The sequence below is a fragment of the Nioella aestuarii genome (assembly GCF_050896395.1).
Classification (GTDB): Bacteria; Pseudomonadota; Alphaproteobacteria; order Rhodobacterales; family Rhodobacteraceae; genus Nioella; species Nioella aestuarii.
The window spans coordinates 26,855-45,788 of sequence record NZ_JBPBBA010000009.1; the positions used below are offsets into that span (position 1 = coordinate 26,855).

Genomic DNA, 18,934 nt, shown 5'->3' on the forward strand with positions numbered 1-18,934 from the left:
ATGTCATATCCTCCCTAGGGCTGATGCCGAAAGATGACCGTGGCCAGTGGTGGCACGGTAATCTCGACGCTTTGCGGCAGCCCGTCCCAGTCGCCCTCCCGGCTCTGGACGGTGCCGCCATTTGTTCTGTCGCCGCCACCATAGGCCGAGGCATCCGTGTTCAGAACCTCCTGCCAGGATCCCGACGCAGGCACCCCGATACGCCACCGGCGTTCGACCGGGGTGAAGTTGCAGGCCACGACGCAAGCCGCATCGCCGTCCTCCCCGAACCGAGCGAAAGCGGTCAATGACAGGTCTGGGTCGTTCGCGATCCAGCGAAACCCGCTTGGGTCGCAATCGCGTCGGTGCAAAGCGGGGGTGTCGCGGTACAGGTGGTTGAGATCGCGCACCAGCGCCTGCACGCCCTGTTGCAGTGGCCCGTGCAGCGCGTCCCAGTCCAGCGACACGTCGTGGTTCCACTCTGACCACTGCGCAAACTCGCAGCCCATGAACAGCAGCTTCTTGCCGGGATGCCCCCACATGAAACCGTAATAGGCGCGTAGGTTGGCGAATTTCTCCCACTCGTTGCCCGGCATCTTCTCGATCATCGAGCCCTTGCCATGCACGACCTCATCATGGCTGATCGGCAGCACGAAGTTCTCCGAGAACGAATAATCGATCGGGAAGGTCATCAGGTGGTGATCGTACTTGCGGTGGATCGGGTCCTTTTCGATGTAACGCAGGGTGTCATTCATCCACCCCATGTTCCACTTGAACCCGAAGCCGAGCCCGCCCGCATCGACCGGAGTCGACACACCGGGAAAGGCGGTGGATTCCTCGGCCACCGTCATGATCCCGTCGACCTGCCCGTAGCAGGCAATGTTCATTTCCTTCAGAAAGTCGATGGCTTCGTAGTTTTCGCGCCCGCCATCCCGGTTCGGGATCCAGGCATCATGGGCACGCGAATAGTCGCGGTAGAGCATCGAGGCGACCGCATCCACGCGTAGCCCGTCCACATGATACTCCTCGAACCAGTAGAGCGCGTTCGCAGTCAGGTAATTCTTCACCTCGCTGCGTCCGTAATTGTAGATCAGCGTGTTCCAGTCCTGGTGAAACCCTTCGCGCGGGTCCGCATGTTCATAAAGATGCGTGCCATCGAATGTCGCAAGCCCATGGGCGTCGGAGGGAAAGTGCCCCGGCACCCAGTCAAGAATAACGCCAAGACCGGCCGCGTGCGCCGCCTCGACCAGCGCTCGGAAATCGTCCGGCGGGCCAAAGCGGATGGTGGGTGCGTACATGCCAAGCGGCTGATAGCCCCACGACCCGTCAAAGGGAAACTCGCTGATCGGCAGGAATTCGAGATGCGTGAACCCCATCCACTTGGCGTAACCGATCAGATCCTCGGCCAGTTCCTTGTAGCTGAGTCTGCGGTTGCCTTCGGCCCGCCGCCACGATCCCAGATGCACCTCGTAGACTGATATGGGCTTGTCACGCTGCTGCGCCCCAGCCCGGGTTGCCATCCAGTCAGCGTCATTCCAGCGGTAGCCGGAAATATCGCGCACCACAGAGGAGGTCTCGGGCGGGTGCTGTGCCCCGAACCCTACCGGGTCGGCTTTCAGGAAAGGGGCCCCATCGCGCGGCGCGATTTCGTATTTGTAAAGGTCCCCGTCACCCAGTCCGGGCAGGAAGATTTCCCACACCCCCGTGACACCAACCCGGCGCATCGGATGGCGGCGACCATCCCAGACGTTGAAATCGCCCACGACGGACACGCGCACCGCGTTTGGTGCCCAGACCGCGAAATGCGTGCCAGCCACGCCGTCCAGCTCGGTCACATGCGCGCCGAGCGCGCGCCAAAGCTGCCGGTGGGAGCCTTCACCGATCAGGTATTGATCCATCTCCTGCAGGATCGGCCCGAACCGGTAGGGATCTTCGAAGGTCCATATCGCGCCGTCGGCATAGGTGGCGGTCAGCTTGTGCGTGAACTTGGAATTCGGCACCTGCGCGGCAAAAAGCGGGCCCTCCAACCGTGTGAGAGGCACCTTCTTTCGCCCGACCGTTGCTGTCACATCCTCGGCGTCAGGCACCAATGCGACGCACCAGGCTTTTCGACCGGACATGTGCACCCCTAGCACGTCGAACGGGCGGTCGTGGCGGGCGTGAAGCAAGGCCTCCACATCCGCCTGGGTCATATGCGGCGGTAATGCAGGGGAGGCTGTTGGTTCCAAGACCGAACCCATCAGGACACCCGGCCTACGACAAATCCGCTGGCGCCCAGTTGCAGCGTGCGTCCTTTAATCCCGGCGGCCTCATGCAGCACGGGATCGACACCGATGGGAGGCTCCACCGTCACGGGCGCCGCAGAGAGATTGTAGATACAGACCATGCCTTCTCCTCGCCGGAAGCCTAGCACCGGTTCGGGGAAATCCAGAAATACTGTTTTGCCGTCACGCAGATCGGCTTCTGCCCTGCGCAGGGCCAGCATCTCCTTGTAAAACTCCAGAACGCTGTTTTTTCCCTGTGTGGAAACGGCGCGCGCCTGTTGTGGCGGCTTCACGGGCAACCATGTGCGATTTGCCTTGGAAAACCCACCGTTCGGCGCGTCCTTGTCCCAAACCATCGGGGTCCGGCAGCCATCGCGCCCGGTTTTCTCGGGCCAGAAGTTGATGCCTTCGGGGTCTGTCAGTTCTTCGAAGCTCAGCACTGTATCAATCTGCCCAAGCTCTTCGCCCTGGTAAAGGCAGATCGAACCCTCGAAGCTCAGCAGCAGAGCCGCCGCCTGTTTGGCCAGCGCGTCCTGGTCCTTGGCATGGTCCAGCCAGCGCCCGACATGGCGGGGAACATCGTGGTTAGAAAAGGCCCAGCACGGCCAGCCATCGGGCGCCCCCTTGAAAAAGGCTTCGATCCGGCTGCGGAAATGCTGGGGTGAGAAATCTGGCCCGAGCAGTTCAAAACTATAGGCCATGTGCAGGCGCTTCGAGCCAGAGGTGTATTCCCCCATCAAGTCAATCGAATGGTGGCTGTCACCGACCTCGCCCACCATCGTGCGGTCGTCATATTCATCCAGAAGCGCACGCAGACGCTCCAGGAATTGGATGTTTTCGGGCTGGTTCTTGGAAAACAGCGTGTACTGCATTTCAAACGGGCGTACTGCCTGCTGTGCCCAGGGCAGCGGGTTGGCGGCATTGTCGCGTAGCATCTTGTCATGCACGTAGAAATTTACGGTATCCAGCCGGAACCCATCTACGCCGCGATCCAGCCAGAAGCGGACGCAATCCAGCAAGTAATCCTGAACTTCGGGATTGTGAAAATTCCAGTCCGGCTGTTCCCGCAGGAAGTTATGGAAATAGTATTGCCGCCGCCGCGCATCCCATTCCCATGACGACCCGCCGAAGATCGCCAGCCAGTTGTTGGGCGGCGTCCCGTCAGGCTTGGGATCTGCCCAGACGAACCAGTCGGCCTTCGGGTTGTCGCGGCTCTGACGGCTCTCAAGGAAAAAGGGGTGCTGATCTGATGCGTGGCTCAGGACCTGGTCAATAATCACCTTAAGGCCGAGCGCATGGGCCTTGTCCAGCATCGCGTCGAAATCGTCCATCGTGCCAAAGGTCGGATCAATGTCGCAATAATCCGAGACATCATATCCCATATCCGCCATCGGAGAGGGAAAGACAGGGCTGAGCCAGATTGCATCGACGCCGAGCGCAGCAATATGATCAAGGCGTTGCGTGATGCCCTTGAGATCGCCGATCCCGTCCCCATCGGAGTCCATGAAGGATCTTGGATAAATCTGATAGGTCACCGACCCGCGCCACCAGTCCTGCTTGCTCGCCATTCACAAAGTCCCTCTAAACATAGAATGTTAGCCCTAACATTCGCGCCTGTTCTAGGTCTCACCCCACAGTACTTCAACCGATTCAACCCATCTGATGGAAAGGAGGGACAGTCTGTGCCCGGCATACATCATTTGGTGGCATTCCAGTGGATGAGAAACGTTGATGCAGTCAGACCAATTCCAACCGGCCTGCACAAGGACAATAAACCCGCCCCGATTTCCGCGCAGAGCCTCGTCAGAAATGGCCTGCCAACGTGGACTGGCGGCTTAGAGCCAGGCCAACGACGCTGACGGGTTCGAAAAAACGTTTAAGCTAAGGGGTACGCGCTTGCATCCCAGGTTGGAAACAGCTCAAGGCAACCGTCAAATACGACGAACGCCGCAACCGCATCGAGATCATGTTCGGCAGGTTGAGGGATTGGCGGCGTGCCACGAAAAGACACGATAGGTCACGAATGGCTTTCCTCTCAGCCATCGCTCTCGCCGCGCTCATCTTAGTTGCTGTTAACCTCAATGAGTCCAGAGCCTACGGCACAGAGCAAACTGTCGAAAAAACAGGAGAACAAATTGCGCATGACGCATAGAATTCCCACTTCTTTTCGTGGAACTTCAAAGTGGTGCGGGTGGAGGGACTTGAACCCCCACGCCTTGCGGCGCCAGAACCTAAATCTGGTGCGTCTACCAATTTCGCCACACCCGCACGAACCGCCCGGAAGCACCGGCGGTGGCGGGTCTTTAGCAAAGCCAAAGGCCGGTGGCGAGAGGCATTTTTAGAGAATTGCGTCTTTCGTGCGGAGAAAGGTCTTGGGTCGGATGGGGCCTTTGGGTTAACCTGATCGTAACACATGGCGAGGCAACATCGCCGGGCATGAGCAGGACTTGGCATGACAGATTGGACCGGGAAATCCCCGTCTGGGGATGACAGCCATTCACAACCTTCCCACGCAGCGCTGCCACCGGGAACGGAGGTGTTGTCGCTGGCCGGGGCGTTGCCTGTTGAGGCGCTCTACCCCGGTGACAAGGTGATCACCCGCGATGCGGGGGCTCAGAAGCTGATCCAGATTGCCCGCCATGAGGTGCCCAAAGACATGCTGTTCGTGGCAATCCGCAAGGATGCGCTTGGCGGCAAACCAGCACGTGACCTGATACTGCCAGCCGGTCAGCGGATTTTGTTGCGCGATTGGCGGGCACAGGCGCTGTTCGGCACGCCGGCTGCGCGCGTTCCCCTGTCGCGCCTTGTCGATGGTGAGTTCATCCGCTGGACGGACGCCCGACCCGAAGCGCTGCTGACGCTTCACTTCGCGCAGGAACATATCCTTTATGCTGACGGGCTGGAGGTGATCAGCGCGCCGCCCATCCCCGCACATGCATAGATAGAATGCGGTTGCGCCTGTGGCGTGTCCACCGGCTGCGGCGCGCAAGGCCGCGCTAACTGAGCATTCCAGGCGGATTGCGTCGCAGCAAGCGGCTTTGCCGCTGTCGCTTGGCGTTTCCCCCTAGATCAATGGACCGAGCCCAAAGGATCAGGCTTGATCCGACAGGAGTTGGAGGACGCTCGGCATCTGCTCGGCCAGATCTTCGGCGACAAGACCAGCGCCAAAACTTCGTGCGGCTTCTGTGTGAAACCAGGCGGCGGCTTCTGCTGCGGGCTTGGGCGGCACATGGCGGGCAAGAAGGCCGGTGATAACCCCCGCCAGCACGTCACCCGACCCCGCGGTCGACAACCAGGGCGCGGCACGGTCATAGGCGGCGGAGTGGATGCACGCTTGCCCGTCCGGCGCGGCAATGACAGTGTCAGGCCCCTTGAAAAGCACCGCACACCCTGCACGTACGGCCGCCTCTCGCGTGGCGTCGAGCTTGGAATAGGCGGGGCCGCGCGTACAGGGCGCTGCCAGTTTCGCCGCGAGATCCGGGAACAGCCGGGCAAACTCGCCCCGATGGGGGGTCAGGACACATCTGTCATGCAGCTGCGCGAATAGGAGCCCCGGAGCGTCCGTGAAGGAGGTCAGCGCATCAGCGTCAAGCACCGTGCCCCGGCGGGCGGCAAGCGCCATGGCAACCATATCGCAAGTGCCCTGCCCAACCCCAAGCCCCGGGCCCAGGCAAAGCGCGTTCAGGCGTTCATCTGCCAGCATTTCGGCCAGCCCCTGCGCCCCGTCGCATTTACGCAGCATGATCGCCGTGAGCTGACAGGCACATTCCATCATCGCAGAGCCGGGGGCGGCCACCGTAACCAGCCCTGCCCCGATGCGAAGCGCGCCCCGTGCCGCCAATCGCGCCGCGCCGGAGCGGCCCATGGGACCGGATAGGACAAGGGCATGACCATGTTCGTATTTATGCGCACCAGCCCGTTTGTCCAAAGCGCCGGGCGCATCGACGAGGGTGGCAAGTGGACCAAGCCCACCCCCCGGCGGCGCCAGGGCACCGGGTGCGTCTGCGCGTCGTGGCTCCAGCCCGATATCGACAAGGGCGATCCTGCCGCAAGCCTGCGGCCCATCTGCCAGATAATGCCCCAGCCGGGCGCGGTGAAAGGTAACGGTCAGATCCGCATTGGGCACGCCGGCATGGTCTTCCACCAGCAGCCGGCCACTATCCATGCACAGCCCGGTTGGGCTATCCACCGCAACGTTGCGACAGGCCCTGCCCCGTTTGCTCCGACCGATGACCATGGGCGAGACAACCTCTTGCGGGACAAGACGGGTCAGGCCGGCGCCGAACACCGCATCGATGGTCAGATCAGCCGTGGCGGATACAATCGCTTCTTCGTCCCAGGGCAGCACCGCACCCAGAGCCTGCCAGCGCGCGCAATTCAGGGCCGCATCGGGCGGAAGCCGGTCCTGCTCACCATAGAGATATAGCGAAACCTGCCATCCCGCGTCATGCAACAGGCGGGCAATGACGAAACCGTCACCGCCATTGTTACCCGGCCCACACAGCACAAGCGCGCGCAACGACCCCGCGCGCAGTTCCGGCCATTGATCCATGATCGCGGTCACGACGCCCTGCCCGGCGCGCTCCATCAGGTGCTGGCCGGAGACCGTCCCGCTTTCCATCGCAGCGGTTTCGATCATGCGCATTTGTGCGGCGGTCAGCAGCTCTGTCATGGGGGTGGCGGCCTCTTCGCAAGTGGCGAGTTTACATGCTGCACATTTTTTGTGCAGGTTGCGCAGATTTTTGGCGAGCCCTATGGAATCCCTGCCAACAAGCCCCCCTCTGTCACGCTACCCGATTGCGACCCCGGTGGGAAAGTGGTGTCACAGGCCTGCAATACTCGGGCCAGAGGAGTCGGCAGACATGAAAAAGATCGAAGCCATCATCAAGCCGTTCAAACTGGACGAAGTGAAAGAGGCCCTGCAAGAGATCGGCATTCAGGGGCTTAGCGTCACCGAGGTCAAGGGTTTTGGACGTCAGAAAGGCCATACCGAGCTGTATCGCGGCGCGGAATATGTGGTCGACTTCCTGCCCAAGGTGAAAATCGACGTTGTCCTGTCCGATGACATGGTTGACGGCGCGATCGAAGCGATCGTGGACGCGGCCAAGACCGACAAGATCGGCGACGGCAAGATTTTCGTCTCGTCCGTCGAACAGGCGATCCGTATCCGCACAGGCGAAAGCGGCGAAGACGCTCTCTGAGCTGCCCCTTTCCCCTTACCAACAGTTAACTACTCTCAAGGACACATGGACATGAGCAACGAAAACGTTCTGAACCTGATCCGTGAAGAAGATATCGAATATGTCGATATCCGCTTCACCGACCCACGCGGCAAGCTGCAACACGTCACCGTGATGGCCGATCAGGTCGACGAAGACTTCCTCGAAGAAGGCTTCATGTTCGACGGCTCCTCCATCGCTGGCTGGAAGTCCATCGAACAGTCGGACATGAAACTGATGCCCGACACCGACAGCGCCTATATCGACCCGTTCTATGCGGAAAAGACCCTGTGCATTCACTGCACCGTGGTCGAGCCCGACACCGGCGAACCCTATTCCCGCGACCCGCGCGGCACCGCGCAGAAGGCCGAAGCCTATCTGATCTCCTCGGGCATCGGCGACACGTCCTATTTCGGTCCCGAAGCGGAATTCTTCCTCTTTGACGATGTGCGCTTCTCTGTCCAGATGAACAAGGTCTCCTACGAGGTCGACGCTCAGGACGCTGCCTGGAACTCGGACACCGAGTACGAAATGGGCAACATGGGTCATCGCCCCGGTATCAAGGGCGGCTACTTCCCCGTGAACCCGACCGACGCCGCACAGGACCTGCGGTCCGAGATGCTGTCCACCATGAAGCGTATCGGCATGAAGGTCGACAAGCACCACCACGAAGTGGCGTCCTGTCAGCACGAGCTTGGCCTGATCTTCGGCTCGCTCACCAAGCAGGCCGATGAGCTTCAGAAGTACAAATACGTGATCCACAACGTGGCCCACGCCTACGGCAAATCCGCCACCTTCATGCCCAAGCCGATTTCCGGCGACAACGGCACCGGTATGCACGTGAACATGTCGATCTGGAAAGACGGCAAGCCGCTTTTCGCTGGCGACAAATATGCCGATCTGTCCGACGAAGCCCTGTACTTCATCGGCGGCATCCTGAAGCACGCGAAGACGCTGAACGCCTTCACCAACCCGTCGACCAACTCTTACAAGCGTCTGATCCCCGGCTTCGAAGCCCCGGTTCTGCGCGCCTACTCTGCTCGCAACCGGTCTGGCTGCGTCCGGATCCCGTGGGCGGAATCGCCGAAGGCCAAGCGCGTCGAGGCCCGTTTCCCCGATCCGGCGGCAAACCCCTACCTGTGCTTCGCGGCCCTGCTGATGGCTGGTCTCGACGGCATCGAGAACAAGATCCATCCGGGCGAAGCGTCCGACAAGGATCTGTACGACCTGCCGCCCGAAGAGCTGGCCGGCATCCCGACCGTTTGCGCATCCCTGCGTGAAGCGCTGGAATGCCTGGAAGCCGATCACGACTTCCTGCTGAAGGGCGACGTGTTCACCAAGGACCAGATCGAAGGCTACCTGGAGCTGAAGTGGGACGAGGTTTACGCCTTCGAACACACCCCGCACCCGGTCGAATTCAAAATGTACTACAGCTGCTGATTTCAGCTATCAGAACAACGGAAAAGGGCGCCCTGGTGGCGCCCTTTTTTGTTACGCGGCCAGCAATGCCTGCCCGATCTTCTGGACATGCACCACATCCGTCCCGCAGCACCCGCCAAAGACGTTCATCCACGGAAACCTATCGCGCAATTCTCGATACTGTGCGGCAAGCTCATCGGGATTTCCTTCCTCCAGATGGCCGAGCTGACAAAGCGTTCCATGGTCGAGAGTCGAGGCATTGGCCCTGATCCCGCGAACCCTTTGCATCCATGGGGCGGGTTCCAGTGCCGGGCCGAAATCCAGCGGGTGGGAACAGTTGATCATGTAATATGCCGGGGCCGAACCTGTTGCTGCATCGACCTTTGCAATCGCCTCCTGCAGCGTTTCGCCACTTTTCATCCGGCGATCCTTATCCAAAGTAAATGAGATCACAGATGCAATTCCTGCCGCTTTTGCGGCACGGGCGATGCCGATGGCCTCTTCGCTCATGTTGAGCGTCAAAGCCGTTACCAGGTCTGCCCCACCATCGACAAAGGTGGCGATTTGCTCGGCATGATATGTCTGTGCTTTTTCAGCGGTCAGACCTTCGTTGCGTTGATAAGCATCACCCTTGGGGCCGATGCACCCACTGAGGATCACATTCGCGTCTGGCAATCCGGCTTCCTGCGCCGCGCGCCGGTAGAGATCCAGGCATCGCAGGTTCATTTCGGCCAGTCCCTCGGGTGAGTAGCCAAGCAACGCCCCCCAATCCCGGCTTGCGCGGTAACTGAGGCTGTCGAATATGAATGCCGTTTCCAACTGGCAGGCAAGGGTTGCGAAGGCGCGGTAGTAGCTAAGCAGGGCGTCATAGGCTGCCGAATCGTTGAGCAGGTGAAAAGCACTGAATTCCGGCAGTTCGAACCCTTTCTTGTACATCAGCCAGGTTTCGGTTCCTCCGTCTGTCAGGAATAGTCGTTCGGTCTGATGCGGAAGTGTTTTATCTGTCGTGATCATGGGCTGGCCCCTCCTCGGCTCCTTTGGAAAGGCTAGACGCTTCGTTGCGGCGGCGACAAACGAGAATAGATGCGGCAACAGGTTAGATATTCTATTCCATGCCGATTTCCGCTTGGCTCGAAATGCGTTTTGACAGCCGCAGGGCGCAAGCCTACCCTTTGGATATTCAATTTGACGTCATAGCCAGAGGATTGCCCATGAGACTCGTTTTCGCCGCTACCGCCATTGCCTTGTCCCTCGCCGCCCCGGCTGCAGCCCAGATGATGGGCAACACGCCCCAGGATATCATGAGCGTTGCGCAAGGCTTCGGTCCGGCGCAGATGGAAACATCGAACAGTGGTCAGCCAATGATGACCGGCACGATCGAGGGCAATAACTACGGCATTCTCATGTATGGCTGCGAAGATGGCGCCTGCGATTCCCTACAGTTCTTCGCCAGTTTCACGACGGAACGAAACGGCCTGACCTTGCTGAATCAATGGAACGAGGATCAGCGGTTCGGCGCGGCTTATGTCAGCCGCAGCGGCAGCGTGATCCTGCATTGGAGCGTCAATATCGACTTTGGCGTCTCACGGCAGAACTTCGCGGACAGCTTCGACATCTGGCGGCTGACACTTGCCGAATTCAGCAGCCACCTGACGCCATGACACCCGGACACGAAGGGAGATCAAAGATGATGCGCATATGGATTGCAGGGCTGGCCCTGCTGGCGACACCGCTTTCGGCGCAGACCGCGCCGGGGGATCTGTTGGGACAAGCGATGCTGCTTGGCCCGGCGCGGATGGAGGATGCCGGCGGCAGCCTGACCATTTTCGGAGAGGCCGGAACGGCAAGCTATGTCGCTATGGCTTCCGGCCCCGATTGCAGCAGCAGCGGCAGCAATTGCAGCAATCTCAGCTTTCAGGCTGTGGCACCTCCACCGTCCGGGGGCTCCGCTGTAGCGGATTGGCAGGCCGCCGGGCTTGGCGGCACAGTCAGCGTCGGGGGCGATGGCTGGCTGGTGCTGACCCACACGGCCTCTGCCGCTGATCCCGCCGCCGCATTCCAGGCCTGGGGTGGCTTGATGCAGGAATTCAGCGCCCGCTACGGAAACTGATGGATCGCGGCCCGATCCGGGCCGCTTTCCCCTCTGACCCTACGGGCAGGACTGGAACACGCCGTCCACCGGCATGGTGGTCCAGCAGATGATCCCGCCCCAGTGGTAGCCGCCAGCGCCCGACATATCGCGCACCTCGAACCAGGGGTAGCCGTTCATCATCACGCCAGTATTGGCGATGATCAGCAGGTCCTCCCCTTCCGCGAAACTGCCGATCCGGTCATATTCCATCCCCGGCCCGACGCGCACATTGCCGCCCCAGGATCGCGCCTGCACCGGGAACGTGCCGCCGCCCGCACTGACCGTCTGGCAGACAAGCATCATGTCCTCGACCCGCAGCTCGGCAGAATTGCCTTGCCCACGCAGTTCCATATTCGGACCCACATAGCGAAAGCCCGATCCTGTGGGGGCCGCTGTCAGCAGCGTGGCCGGTCCGGTCGCACCGCCGCCCGCGTCCGTGCCCATTGTGAAGCGGGCCTCTGCCCGGTCCGCCATCGCCGGATCAACGGTGACGATATAGCTGCCATCGCCAAGCGGGCCGCAGTCGAACTGTGTTTGTGCAGCCGCTGGCAAGGCCAGCAGCGAAACGGCCGCAGCAAAGACGAGACCTCTCATTCAACTAATCCTTTTTGATCAGGGATCGCAGGACGGCAGCGCGCCCTCCAGCGGTTCATAACCGGGGCAGATATCACCGCCCCAAACATACTCTGTCGACCCGGTCGGGTCATAAAGCTCAAACCAGGAATATCCTCCGGTTTGTTCCCCTGACCGGGACTGGAGATAGAGCCGGGTTCCCGAGGCAATTTCACCCGTTTCGGGCTGATCCGGCCCGGGGCCCGAACGCAATTCCCCACCGACAGACAGCGCCATCGCCGGGTAGTCGCCGCGCGGGTGATCCTGTGGCAGTTCCAGCATCGTACAGGGGATGATCGTATCCCCTACCTGCAACGAAGTATCCTCGGCCGCGAGGTCCAGCGAAAGATCTCCCGAGTGATAGCGGATCTCGCCCGCGCCATTCGCACCAATCCAGAGCATCTCATGTTCCCGCCGTTCGCCATCATGGTCACGCGGATAGAGAAACCGCGCTTCGGTTTGATTGGGGGACATGGGGCCCACCCGGATGACGGGCGGCGACTGGTCGTCGGTCATGCAGAAGAAATAGACGCGCGGGAAGGCCGCGGCTGGGCTGGCTAGCGCTATGGCACCGGCAAACAGGGCGAAACGAAGCATCTCAAAAATCCTTTTCCGTCATGAAACACGGAAAACTGCGCCGAGACACCGCCCCGGCGCAAGAGATTTCTTGGTTATTGAGAGGCTTCACCCTCCCCGGACGCATCATCTTCGGGTTGCGGTTCCGGCTCGGCAGAGATGCCGTCCTCGGGTGCGCAGGGGCCTGCGCGCAGGTCGTTAATCGCGGCCAGCGCCGTGTCGGCGGCCTCCGGGTCCAGCGTGATCTGCATGGGGGCGACCAGCGGATAGATCAGCTCACCCCGGTCGCCACGCATTTGCAGCACATGGGTGCGGGCCATGACGGGTCCGAAATTGCCAAGCAGCGCATCGGCCGAGAACATGCGCTGCGCGCGGGTGCGCAGGGTGCGCGCGCCGTTGATCGCATCGGGGTTTTCCTGATCGCCCTGTTCAGCTGCGGCAGTCCGCATGTCCGAGAAGATACCACCGGCGGTCTGGATCGCTTCCCACGCGGATTGCGAGGGCATCAGCATTACGCGCGTGTGGCCGTTCACCGTATCTTCGGCGGGCAGGATACCGGTCAGCGGATCAAGGTCGCGCAGGTCCATACGCAGAACCTGAACACCCACGGGACCGCCCAAGGTATAGCCTTGGTTGGTCATCAGCGTTTGCACGATCCGGCAGCCCTGAAGCTCCAGTTCGATGGCGGTGTATTCCCCGGTCTCTTCGTTCACGATAACGCCGGGGGATGCGGCGCGGATTGCCAGCTCCTCGGGGGTGGGTTCCTGCTGAGCGAGGGCAGGAACGGAGGTCAGCGTCAAAAGGGCAATGGATAGAATAAATTTCGATCGGAGCATAGGGGATCTCTCCTGTTAGAAAGGCGCGGCGGCACAATGGCATGAGGCGCCCCAAGGCGCCAGCGCCAAAGCACCGAACTATACGTTTGAAATGGCTCAGAGACGGGTGACGCGGTTGGCCAGGCGGGTCATCTGGCGGGCGCGTTGCGTGTTGCGCTGAATGGCCTGACGCTGATCGGGCGTCATCTGGTCGTCATCACGGTTGCCGAAGGCCGCGTTCACACCTGCATCGACGCCACGATTGATCACGCGCCGGAGCACGCGATTGAGGATCATATTGATAATGCGGTCCATGGGTCTGCCTCGAATCTGTTTGTTTTGTCCAGTTTGGCACGATTCCATGGCAGAAATGGGGCAATCCGGCTTTTACGGGCCAAACATATCCTCCTGCCCCGGTGCCGGATCCAGCGCGTCGTCTTCTCCGTCATCATCGGGGCCGGGAAACATGCCGGGCGGCGGGCGGTTGTCCAGCAGTCCCGCTTCACGCAGCTCCTTCAGGCCGGGCAGATCGCGGGTGGTTTCCAGCCCGAAATGATCGAGAAACTGCGGCGTCACGACGTAAGTTACGGGGCGGCCCGGCGTCATCTTGCGGCGGCCAAAGCGGATCCATTCCATCTCGATCAACTGGTCGATGGTGCCACGGCTAACCGAGACGCCGCGGATCTCTTCGATCTCTGCGCGGGTGCAGGGTTGGTGATACGCGATGATCGCCAGTGTTTCGATGGCGGCGCGGCTGAGCTTGCGGGTCTCTACCGTCTCGCGGTTTATCAGGAACGACAGGTCTGGCGCGGTACGGATGGCCCAGGCATCGCCCACGCGGGCGACATTGACCCCTCTGCCCTGATAGCGGCGCCGCAAAAGCACAATGGCCTCTGCCGCATCGCAGCCATGGGGCATCCGGTCCTGCATCGCGCGGGTGGTGAGGGGCTCGGCGGAAGCAAAAAGCATCGCCTCGACCATGCGCTCCTGCTCGGCCAGCGGCAGGGCCTGAAAGAGGCTTTCCTCCTGCTCGCGCTCTGCGGCCTCGTCCTGCTCGAAATCCGGGTCCTCAGCGGTCATTTGGGCCTCTTGGTCTGACTTGGATCGGCGCGAATGTCTCGGTCTGGCGCAGGGTGGCCTTGCCCGCCTTCACCAGTTCCAGGGAAGCTGCAAAAGTTGAGGCGGTTGCCGAGCGACGCTTCATCGGATCGCGCCGCCAGCCATCGGGGATGAAGGTCGAGATATCAACCCAATCGCCCGAAAAGCCGATCATCGAGCGCATCCGTTCCAACGCCTCCTCCATGGTGAAGATCGAGTCGCGGTCAAGCACGAAGGGGCGGAATTCATCGCGGGTGCGCGTGCGCGCATAGGCCTGCATCAGGTCCAGAAGCGACGCCGTATAGGTGACCTTGCGGGCGGTTTCCATCTGCTCGGGAAGGCCACGGATAAAGCGATCCTTGCCCAGTTGATCCCGCGCCATGATCCGCGCTGCCCGATCCCGCATCGCCTGCAGGCGTTTCAGCTGGAAGGCAAGATGGGCGGCCAGTTCCTCGCCGGTTGGCCCCTCTTCCGACGGGTCCGGGGGCAGTAGCAGCCGGGATTTCAGGAAGGCCAGCCAAGCGGCCATGACAAGGTAATCGGCGGCCAGTTCAATACGCAGCGAGCGGGCCTTTTCAACGAAGGCCAGGTATTGCTCGGCCAGTTTCAGGACCGAGATCTTACGCAGGTCCACCTTCTGCGTGCGGCTGAGCGTCAGCAACACGTCGAGCGGTCCTTCAAACCCGTCCACATCGACGATCAAAGCCTCAGCCGCGCGCCGTTCGGCGACGGAGTCCCAAAGATCTTCTGGCTGGCGATCTGTGCTGTCTGACATCGGGTCGGGTCCAAGGTGAAGGGGACCAAAGTCCCGGTCCGGCAAGAGAATGTCAAGATCACGCATGGGACGCCGGGACGCGATTTCGAAATCGCGTTTTTGCTCACCGCGTTTGGCGATCCAGCTCTGTCACATCAGAAGGGCGTTAAGCTCAGCCAAGGCAGCGTCGTCCGTCATGTCAACCGGAGCACGACGGCGACCAAGGGCGCGCTCAAGCCGCTTCGAAGCGGCTTCGCCCAGCCTTCCCGCCGCCGCGGCCACCTCGGCCATCTCCTCGGGCTTGCCATTGCAATGCAAAACCACGTCGCAGCCCGCCGCAATCGCCCCTGCCGCACGCGCGGCGATCCCGCCGGGCAGCGCGTTCATCGACAGGTCATCGGTCATCAGCAGACCGTCAAAACCGATCTCTTCGCGGATCACCTGGATCATGGCGAGGCTCAGTGTGGCCGGGGCGTCTGCGTCGATCTCTTCGAAAACCAGATGCGCGCTCATTCCCCAGTTCAGATCATTCAGCGCCCGGAAGGCTGCGAAATCCGTCTTCTCCAGTTCACCGCGCGACGCCGTGACTTGCGGCAGATCGTGGTGACTGTCGCGTGTGGCAAGCCCATGACCCGGCAGATGTTTCACAACCGGAAAGACCCCGGCATCTGCCAGCCCCTCGGCCACCGCGCGCGAATTCTCCACGACCGTGGCAAGATCTTCCCCGTAGCAGCGGTTGCGCAGAAACGGGTGGGTATCAGCCCGCGCGATATCGGCACAGGGGGCACAGTTGCCATCGATGCCAAGCGCCAGATGTTCCCGGCCAATCAGCAAACTGCGCAGATACATCGACCGCGCGGCGCGGTCCGGCCCTGCCGCCATCACCTGATCCAGGGGCGGCATCCACTCGCGCCACTGGGGCGCGCGAAGGCGCTGCACGCGGCCACCTTCCTGATCGACAAAGATCGGGGCTTGCCACCCCACGGCATCGCGTAACGCGCCAGTCAGCCGTACCACCTGTTCGGGTGTGTCCACGTTGCGGGCAAAGAGGATGAACCCCACCGGATCCACCTCCGCAAAAAACGAAGCCTCGGCGCGCGACAAGTGCGGGCCGAGGCAACCGAAGATCGTGGCCGAACGGACGGGCTGCATCGCAGGTCAGCGCACGGTGACGGGGATGCAGGGCGCGCCCTGCGCATTCAGAGCGGTGCAGAACCGGCGCGCATCCGACAGGTCGTCAAAACCATGCGCCCGCAGGCGGAAAAAGGCCCGGCCACCAGACACGGCGCGCTGGATCACACGATCCTTGTCACTGAAAAAATCGGGGTAAAGCCGCGCCAGACGCGTCCATTCCTCTCGTGCCGTTTCGGCATCATCAAAGGCCCCGAGTTGGACCAGCCGGGTGCCGGTTGCCAGCCCTTCGGCCTCAATCTCGTTCACCGATCCCGTGACCGGTTGCGCGGCGGCCGGAACCGCCGGATCCAACGAGGCGACCAGGACCACGTTTTCAGGGCGGCTCAGCGGGCGCAAAGAGCGGCTCACACCGGGAATGGTAGAGGAGATCACTTCGATCACAGGGCGTGGCGTGCCGGTCAGGGCCTCGGCCACCGCCGCGTCCACCGGGTTCACGGCGGCGGCATTGCCGGGTTCCACAACCGGATCCAAAGGTTCCAGCGGGCTCGCATCCTCAAGCAGCCGATCGATCAGTGCCAGCGTTTCCTCTCCCGTACCGCTTGCGGCGGGTCCGGTCTCGGTCGGCAAACTGGCCGAGCTCAGGTCGATTTCTTCGATATCAAGCGGCGCAGGCGCCAGAACGATACGTTCCGCAGCGGGCGCGGCCTCTGCCCCTTCGGTGATGCGGTTCACGGCCAGACCCTGATGGTCGGCCACGCTGCCACCGGGATTTTCCGGCGCCACGCGCATCGGCCCTTCCAACGCCCGGATCACCGGCACGCCGGAGACATCCCGAACCGTCAGTTGCCAGGCCCAGATCGCCAACCCCACGATAAGACAGACCGACATCATCGCGCCGATCCAATTGACGATGATTGACATGCCTGACGTGGTTACGGCGCCCTCGGAGCCATACCGGGACGCGGGTTCGTCGTAATACTCAATATCTGCCATGCCTGCCCTCGCTCCCCGGTATGGGCAGTCCGCAAAAGGCGCGGCACACCGGGTTATTTCATAGCCTGCTCGTTGCCCGGTCTTCGCTGTTCAAATGGACCCCCCGTTATCTTTCGGGGCTGCCCTCAGCGCATTTCTTCGACCGGAGTCACGCCCAAGATACCAAGACCGTTGGAAATAACAACCTGAACGGCACGGATGAGCGCAAGTTTTGCTTTCGATGCAACAGGGTCGTCTTCCTGAAGGAAGCGCAGGCCCGGTTCAGCGTTGCCCTTGTTCCAAAGCCCGTGGAATTCGCTGGCAAGATCATAGAGATAGAAGGCCACCCGGTGCGGCTCGTGGCTGGTGGCCGCGATTTCCACAAGGCGTGGCCATTCCGCCAGCTTCGCGGCCAGCGCGAACTCCGCCGGATGGGTGATGGCGGAAAGGTCCGAGGCGTCCGCAGCAATCCCCGCTTCAGCCGCCTTGCGCATCACAGAACAGATCCGCGCATGGGCATATTGCACATACCAAACCGGGTTGTCCTTGGACTGTTCCCGCACTTTATCCAGGTCGAAATCGAGCGGCGCATCGTTCTTGCGCGTCAGCATGACGAAGCGGGTCACATCCGCGCCCACAAGGTCCACCACGTCGCGCAGGGTCACGAAGGTGCCCGCGCGCTTGGACATCTTGAAGGGCTGGCCGTTCTGGTAGAGCTTCACCAGCTGCGTCAGCTTGATGTCCAGCGGCACCCGGCCAGCGGACAAGGCAGATACAGCGGCCTTCATCCGCTTGACATAGCCGCCGTGGTCGGCCCCGAAAATGTCGATCAGCGCGTCAAAGCCCCGCTGAACCTTGTCATAGTGATAGGCGATATCGGGTGCGAAATAGGTCCAGGCGCCGTCCGATTTCATGATCGGGCGGTCCACGTCATCGCCATAGTCGGTCGACTTGAACAGGGTCTGCTCGCGCGGCTCCCAATCTTCGGGCGTCTTGCCCTTGGGCGGCTCCAGCGTGCCCTTGTAAATCAGGCCCTTGGCCTTCAGATCCTCGATCGCCGCCTCGATCCGGCCCGTGCCGTACAGGGACTTCTCGGAATAGAAGACATCCATCTTGACGCCAAGCTGCAACAGATCGGCGCGGATCAGCTCCATCATCGCCTCGGTGGCATAGTCGCGCACCGGAGCAAGCCAGTCAGCCTCGGGCTTGCCCACAAAGGCGTCACCCACCTTTGCTTTCAGCGCCTCGCCCACCTCGATCAGGTAGTCGCCGGGATAGGTGCCATCCTCGAACGCCACCTCCTGCCCGTGGGCTTCGAGGTAGCGCAGGTAGACTGACCGCGCCAGGACATCGACCTGTGCGCCGCCATCGTTGATATAGTATTCGCGCGTCACGTCATGGCCCGCAAAGGCCAGCAAGGACGCCAGCGCATCGCCGAAAACCGCGCCGCGTGTATGGCCCACATGCAGCGGCCCGGTGGGGTTCGCACTTACGTATTCGACGTTGACCTTTTGGCCCTGCCCCATGTCGGACCGGCCATAGTCGGCACCGGCCGCCAGAACCCCCGCGATGACGCTCCGCCAGGTGGCGTCCGACAGACGCAGGTTCAGAAAACCGGGACCTGCCACTTCAGCGGTCTCGATCCGTGCATCTGCCGCCAGCTTACCTGCCAGCGCCTCGGCAATATCGCGCGGCTTCATGCCTGCGGGTTTTGCCAGCACCATTGCAGCATTGGTGGCCATATCCCCGTGGGCTGCATCGCGCGGCGGTTCCACGGCAACGTTCTTCATGTCCAGCCCATCGGGCAGCACCCCGTCAGAGGTGAGCGCCTCAAGGCTCTCGATCACAAGCGCACGGATATCGGCGAAAAGGGTCATGTCATACAGGTCCTGTCTGATTGAGCGCGGGTTTATCACGGGCACCGCCAAGGTCAATCACCGAGCAACCTCAGCCTATCATCT

General features: G+C 61.5%; 18 protein-coding genes, 1 tRNA gene and 1 pseudogene. 6 read left to right on the top strand and 14 right to left on the bottom strand.

From position 1 onward, the window contains the following. Positions 1–14 precede the first annotated feature (14 nt). Both glgB and ACROHD_RS07705 read right to left on the bottom strand, forming a co-directional pair. Positions 15–2,171 carry a 1,4-alpha-glucan branching protein GlgB gene (gene glgB / locus ACROHD_RS07700; RefSeq protein WP_432676974.1) on the bottom strand — a complete coding sequence of 719 codons (2,157 nt, stop codon included), beginning with the start codon at positions 2,169–2,171 and terminating at the stop codon, positions 15–17. Between the two features lie 47 nt (positions 2,172–2,218). Next, entirely contained in the window at positions 2,219–3,811 is a 1,593-nt protein-coding gene (locus tag ACROHD_RS07705) for an alpha-amylase family glycosyl hydrolase (protein ID WP_432676975.1), read from the bottom strand. Between the two features lie 317 nt (positions 3,812–4,128). Between ACROHD_RS07705 and ACROHD_RS07710 the strand changes: the two are divergent. Further along, a pseudogene (locus tag ACROHD_RS07710) lies at positions 4,129–4,308 on the top strand (IS5/IS1182 family transposase); the annotation flags it as partial. 118 nt (positions 4,309–4,426) lie between these two features. Here ACROHD_RS07710 and ACROHD_RS07715 read toward each other — a convergent pair. Continuing rightward, a tRNA-Leu gene (locus ACROHD_RS07715) sits at positions 4,427–4,511 on the bottom strand. Between the two features lie 184 nt (positions 4,512–4,695). On the opposite strand from ACROHD_RS07715, the gene ACROHD_RS07720 reads away from it, so the two are divergent. Beyond that, positions 4,696–5,184: a Hint domain-containing protein gene (locus tag ACROHD_RS07720; protein ID WP_432676976.1), complete on the top strand. Its 489-nt coding sequence runs from the start codon at positions 4,696–4,698 to the stop codon at positions 5,182–5,184. Between the two features lie 150 nt (positions 5,185–5,334). On the opposite strand, the gene ACROHD_RS07725 is transcribed toward ACROHD_RS07720, so the two are convergent. Next, positions 5,335–6,915: an NAD(P)H-hydrate dehydratase gene (locus ACROHD_RS07725; RefSeq protein WP_432676977.1), complete on the bottom strand. Its 1,581-nt coding sequence runs from the start codon at positions 6,913–6,915 to the stop codon at positions 5,335–5,337. Between the two features lie 190 nt (positions 6,916–7,105). On the opposite strand from ACROHD_RS07725, the gene ACROHD_RS07730 reads away from it, so the two are divergent. Both ACROHD_RS07730 and glnA read left to right on the top strand, forming a co-directional pair. Further along, entirely contained in the window at positions 7,106–7,444 is a 339-nt protein-coding gene (locus ACROHD_RS07730; protein ID WP_127560277.1) for a P-II family nitrogen regulator, read from the top strand. Positions 7,445–7,495: 51 nt separating this feature from the next. Beyond that, positions 7,496–8,902, top strand: coding sequence for a type I glutamate--ammonia ligase (gene glnA / locus ACROHD_RS07735; RefSeq protein WP_432676978.1), 1,407 nt, complete (start codon positions 7,496–7,498; stop codon positions 8,900–8,902). 51 nt (positions 8,903–8,953) lie between these two features. Here glnA and ACROHD_RS07740 read toward each other — a convergent pair whose 3' ends face one another. Next, the gene (locus ACROHD_RS07740) at positions 8,954–9,895 is read right to left on the bottom strand and encodes a homocysteine S-methyltransferase family protein (protein WP_432676979.1); all 942 of its coding nucleotides are present in this window, start codon (positions 9,893–9,895) and stop codon (positions 8,954–8,956) included. Between the two features lie 197 nt (positions 9,896–10,092). Between ACROHD_RS07740 and ACROHD_RS07745 the strand changes: the two genes are divergently transcribed. Both ACROHD_RS07745 and ACROHD_RS07750 read left to right on the top strand, forming a co-directional pair. Beyond that, on the top strand, positions 10,093–10,542 hold the full coding sequence (locus tag ACROHD_RS07745) for a YbjN domain-containing protein (protein ID WP_432676980.1): 450 nt from the start codon (positions 10,093–10,095) through the stop codon (positions 10,540–10,542). Positions 10,543–10,568: 26 nt separating this feature from the next. Next, complete coding sequence (locus tag ACROHD_RS07750) at positions 10,569–10,991, top strand: hypothetical protein (protein WP_432676981.1); 423 nt, start codon at positions 10,569–10,571, stop codon at positions 10,989–10,991. A 39-nt stretch (positions 10,992–11,030) separates the two neighbouring features. Here the strand turns inward: ACROHD_RS07750 and ACROHD_RS07755 are convergent, their stop codons facing one another. The 9 genes from ACROHD_RS07755 to argS form a co-directional block, all read right to left on the bottom strand. Beyond that, entirely contained in the window at positions 11,031–11,606 is a 576-nt protein-coding gene (locus ACROHD_RS07755) for an SH3 domain-containing protein (protein WP_432676982.1), read from the bottom strand. Positions 11,607–11,624: 18 nt separating this feature from the next. Next, positions 11,625–12,221: an SH3 domain-containing protein gene (locus tag ACROHD_RS07760; RefSeq protein ID WP_432676983.1), complete on the bottom strand. Its 597-nt coding sequence runs from the start codon at positions 12,219–12,221 to the stop codon at positions 11,625–11,627. Positions 12,222–12,295: 74 nt separating this feature from the next. Continuing rightward, the gene (locus tag ACROHD_RS07765) at positions 12,296–13,036 is read right to left on the bottom strand and encodes a hypothetical protein (protein ID WP_432676984.1); all 741 of its coding nucleotides are present in this window, start codon (positions 13,034–13,036) and stop codon (positions 12,296–12,298) included. A gap of 96 nt (positions 13,037–13,132) precedes the next feature. Beyond that, positions 13,133–13,330 carry a hypothetical protein gene (locus ACROHD_RS07770; protein WP_432676985.1) on the bottom strand — a complete coding sequence of 66 codons (198 nt, stop codon included), beginning with the start codon at positions 13,328–13,330 and terminating at the stop codon, positions 13,133–13,135. Between the two features lie 72 nt (positions 13,331–13,402). Beyond that, positions 13,403–14,095, bottom strand: a complete 693-nt coding sequence (gene scpB / locus ACROHD_RS07775) for an SMC-Scp complex subunit ScpB (protein WP_432676986.1) — start codon at positions 14,093–14,095, stop codon at positions 13,403–13,405. Further along, positions 14,085–14,888: a segregation and condensation protein A gene (locus ACROHD_RS07780; protein WP_432677065.1), complete on the bottom strand. Its 804-nt coding sequence runs from the start codon at positions 14,886–14,888 to the stop codon at positions 14,085–14,087. The genes scpB and ACROHD_RS07780 overlap by 11 nt, the downstream gene beginning before the upstream one ends. 129 nt (positions 14,889–15,017) lie before the next feature. Continuing rightward, complete coding sequence (locus ACROHD_RS07785; RefSeq protein WP_432676987.1) at positions 15,018–16,019, bottom strand: glycoside hydrolase family 3 N-terminal domain-containing protein; 1,002 nt, start codon at positions 16,017–16,019, stop codon at positions 15,018–15,020. 6 nt (positions 16,020–16,025) lie between these two features. Then, positions 16,026–16,994, bottom strand: a complete 969-nt coding sequence (locus ACROHD_RS07790) for an SPOR domain-containing protein (RefSeq protein WP_432676988.1) — start codon at positions 16,992–16,994, stop codon at positions 16,026–16,028. Between the two features lie 125 nt (positions 16,995–17,119). Further along, a complete protein-coding gene (argS, locus tag ACROHD_RS07795; protein WP_432676989.1) occupies positions 17,120–18,850 on the bottom strand; it encodes an arginine--tRNA ligase in 1,731 nt (576 codons plus the stop codon). Positions 18,851–18,934 lie beyond the last annotated feature (84 nt).

Excerpts from the sequence above, each read along its gene's own strand:
- glgB (WP_432676974.1), bottom strand. The coding sequence starts at position 2,171 with ATGACCCAGGCGGATGTGGAGGCCTTGCTTCACGCCCGCCACGACCGC.
- ACROHD_RS07705 (WP_432676975.1), bottom strand. The coding sequence starts at position 3,811 with ATGGCGAGCAAGCAGGACTGGTGGCGCGGGTCGGTGACCTATCAGATT.
- ACROHD_RS07720 (WP_432676976.1), top strand. The coding sequence starts at position 4,696 with ATGACAGATTGGACCGGGAAATCCCCGTCTGGGGATGACAGCCATTCA.
- ACROHD_RS07725 (WP_432676977.1), bottom strand. The coding sequence starts at position 6,915 with ATGACAGAGCTGCTGACCGCCGCACAAATGCGCATGATCGAAACCGCT.
- ACROHD_RS07730 (WP_127560277.1), top strand. The coding sequence starts at position 7,106 with ATGAAAAAGATCGAAGCCATCATCAAGCCGTTCAAACTGGACGAAGTG.
- glnA (WP_432676978.1), top strand. The coding sequence starts at position 7,496 with ATGAGCAACGAAAACGTTCTGAACCTGATCCGTGAAGAAGATATCGAA.
- ACROHD_RS07740 (WP_432676979.1), bottom strand. The coding sequence starts at position 9,895 with ATGATCACGACAGATAAAACACTTCCGCATCAGACCGAACGACTATTC.
- ACROHD_RS07745 (WP_432676980.1), top strand. The coding sequence starts at position 10,093 with ATGAGACTCGTTTTCGCCGCTACCGCCATTGCCTTGTCCCTCGCCGCC.
- ACROHD_RS07750 (WP_432676981.1), top strand. The coding sequence starts at position 10,569 with ATGATGCGCATATGGATTGCAGGGCTGGCCCTGCTGGCGACACCGCTT.
- ACROHD_RS07755 (WP_432676982.1), bottom strand. The coding sequence starts at position 11,606 with ATGAGAGGTCTCGTCTTTGCTGCGGCCGTTTCGCTGCTGGCCTTGCCA.
- ACROHD_RS07760 (WP_432676983.1), bottom strand. The coding sequence starts at position 12,221 with ATGCTTCGTTTCGCCCTGTTTGCCGGTGCCATAGCGCTAGCCAGCCCA.
- ACROHD_RS07765 (WP_432676984.1), bottom strand. The coding sequence starts at position 13,036 with ATGCTCCGATCGAAATTTATTCTATCCATTGCCCTTTTGACGCTGACC.
- ACROHD_RS07770 (WP_432676985.1), bottom strand. The coding sequence starts at position 13,330 with ATGGACCGCATTATCAATATGATCCTCAATCGCGTGCTCCGGCGCGTG.
- scpB (WP_432676986.1), bottom strand. The coding sequence starts at position 14,095 with ATGACCGCTGAGGACCCGGATTTCGAGCAGGACGAGGCCGCAGAGCGC.
- ACROHD_RS07780 (WP_432677065.1), bottom strand. The coding sequence starts at position 14,888 with ATGTCAGACAGCACAGATCGCCAGCCAGAAGATCTTTGGGACTCCGTC.
- ACROHD_RS07785 (WP_432676987.1), bottom strand. The coding sequence starts at position 16,019 with ATGCAGCCCGTCCGTTCGGCCACGATCTTCGGTTGCCTCGGCCCGCAC.
- ACROHD_RS07790 (WP_432676988.1), bottom strand. The coding sequence starts at position 16,994 with ATGGCAGATATTGAGTATTACGACGAACCCGCGTCCCGGTATGGCTCC.
- argS (WP_432676989.1), bottom strand. The coding sequence starts at position 18,850 with ATGACCCTTTTCGCCGATATCCGTGCGCTTGTGATCGAGAGCCTTGAG.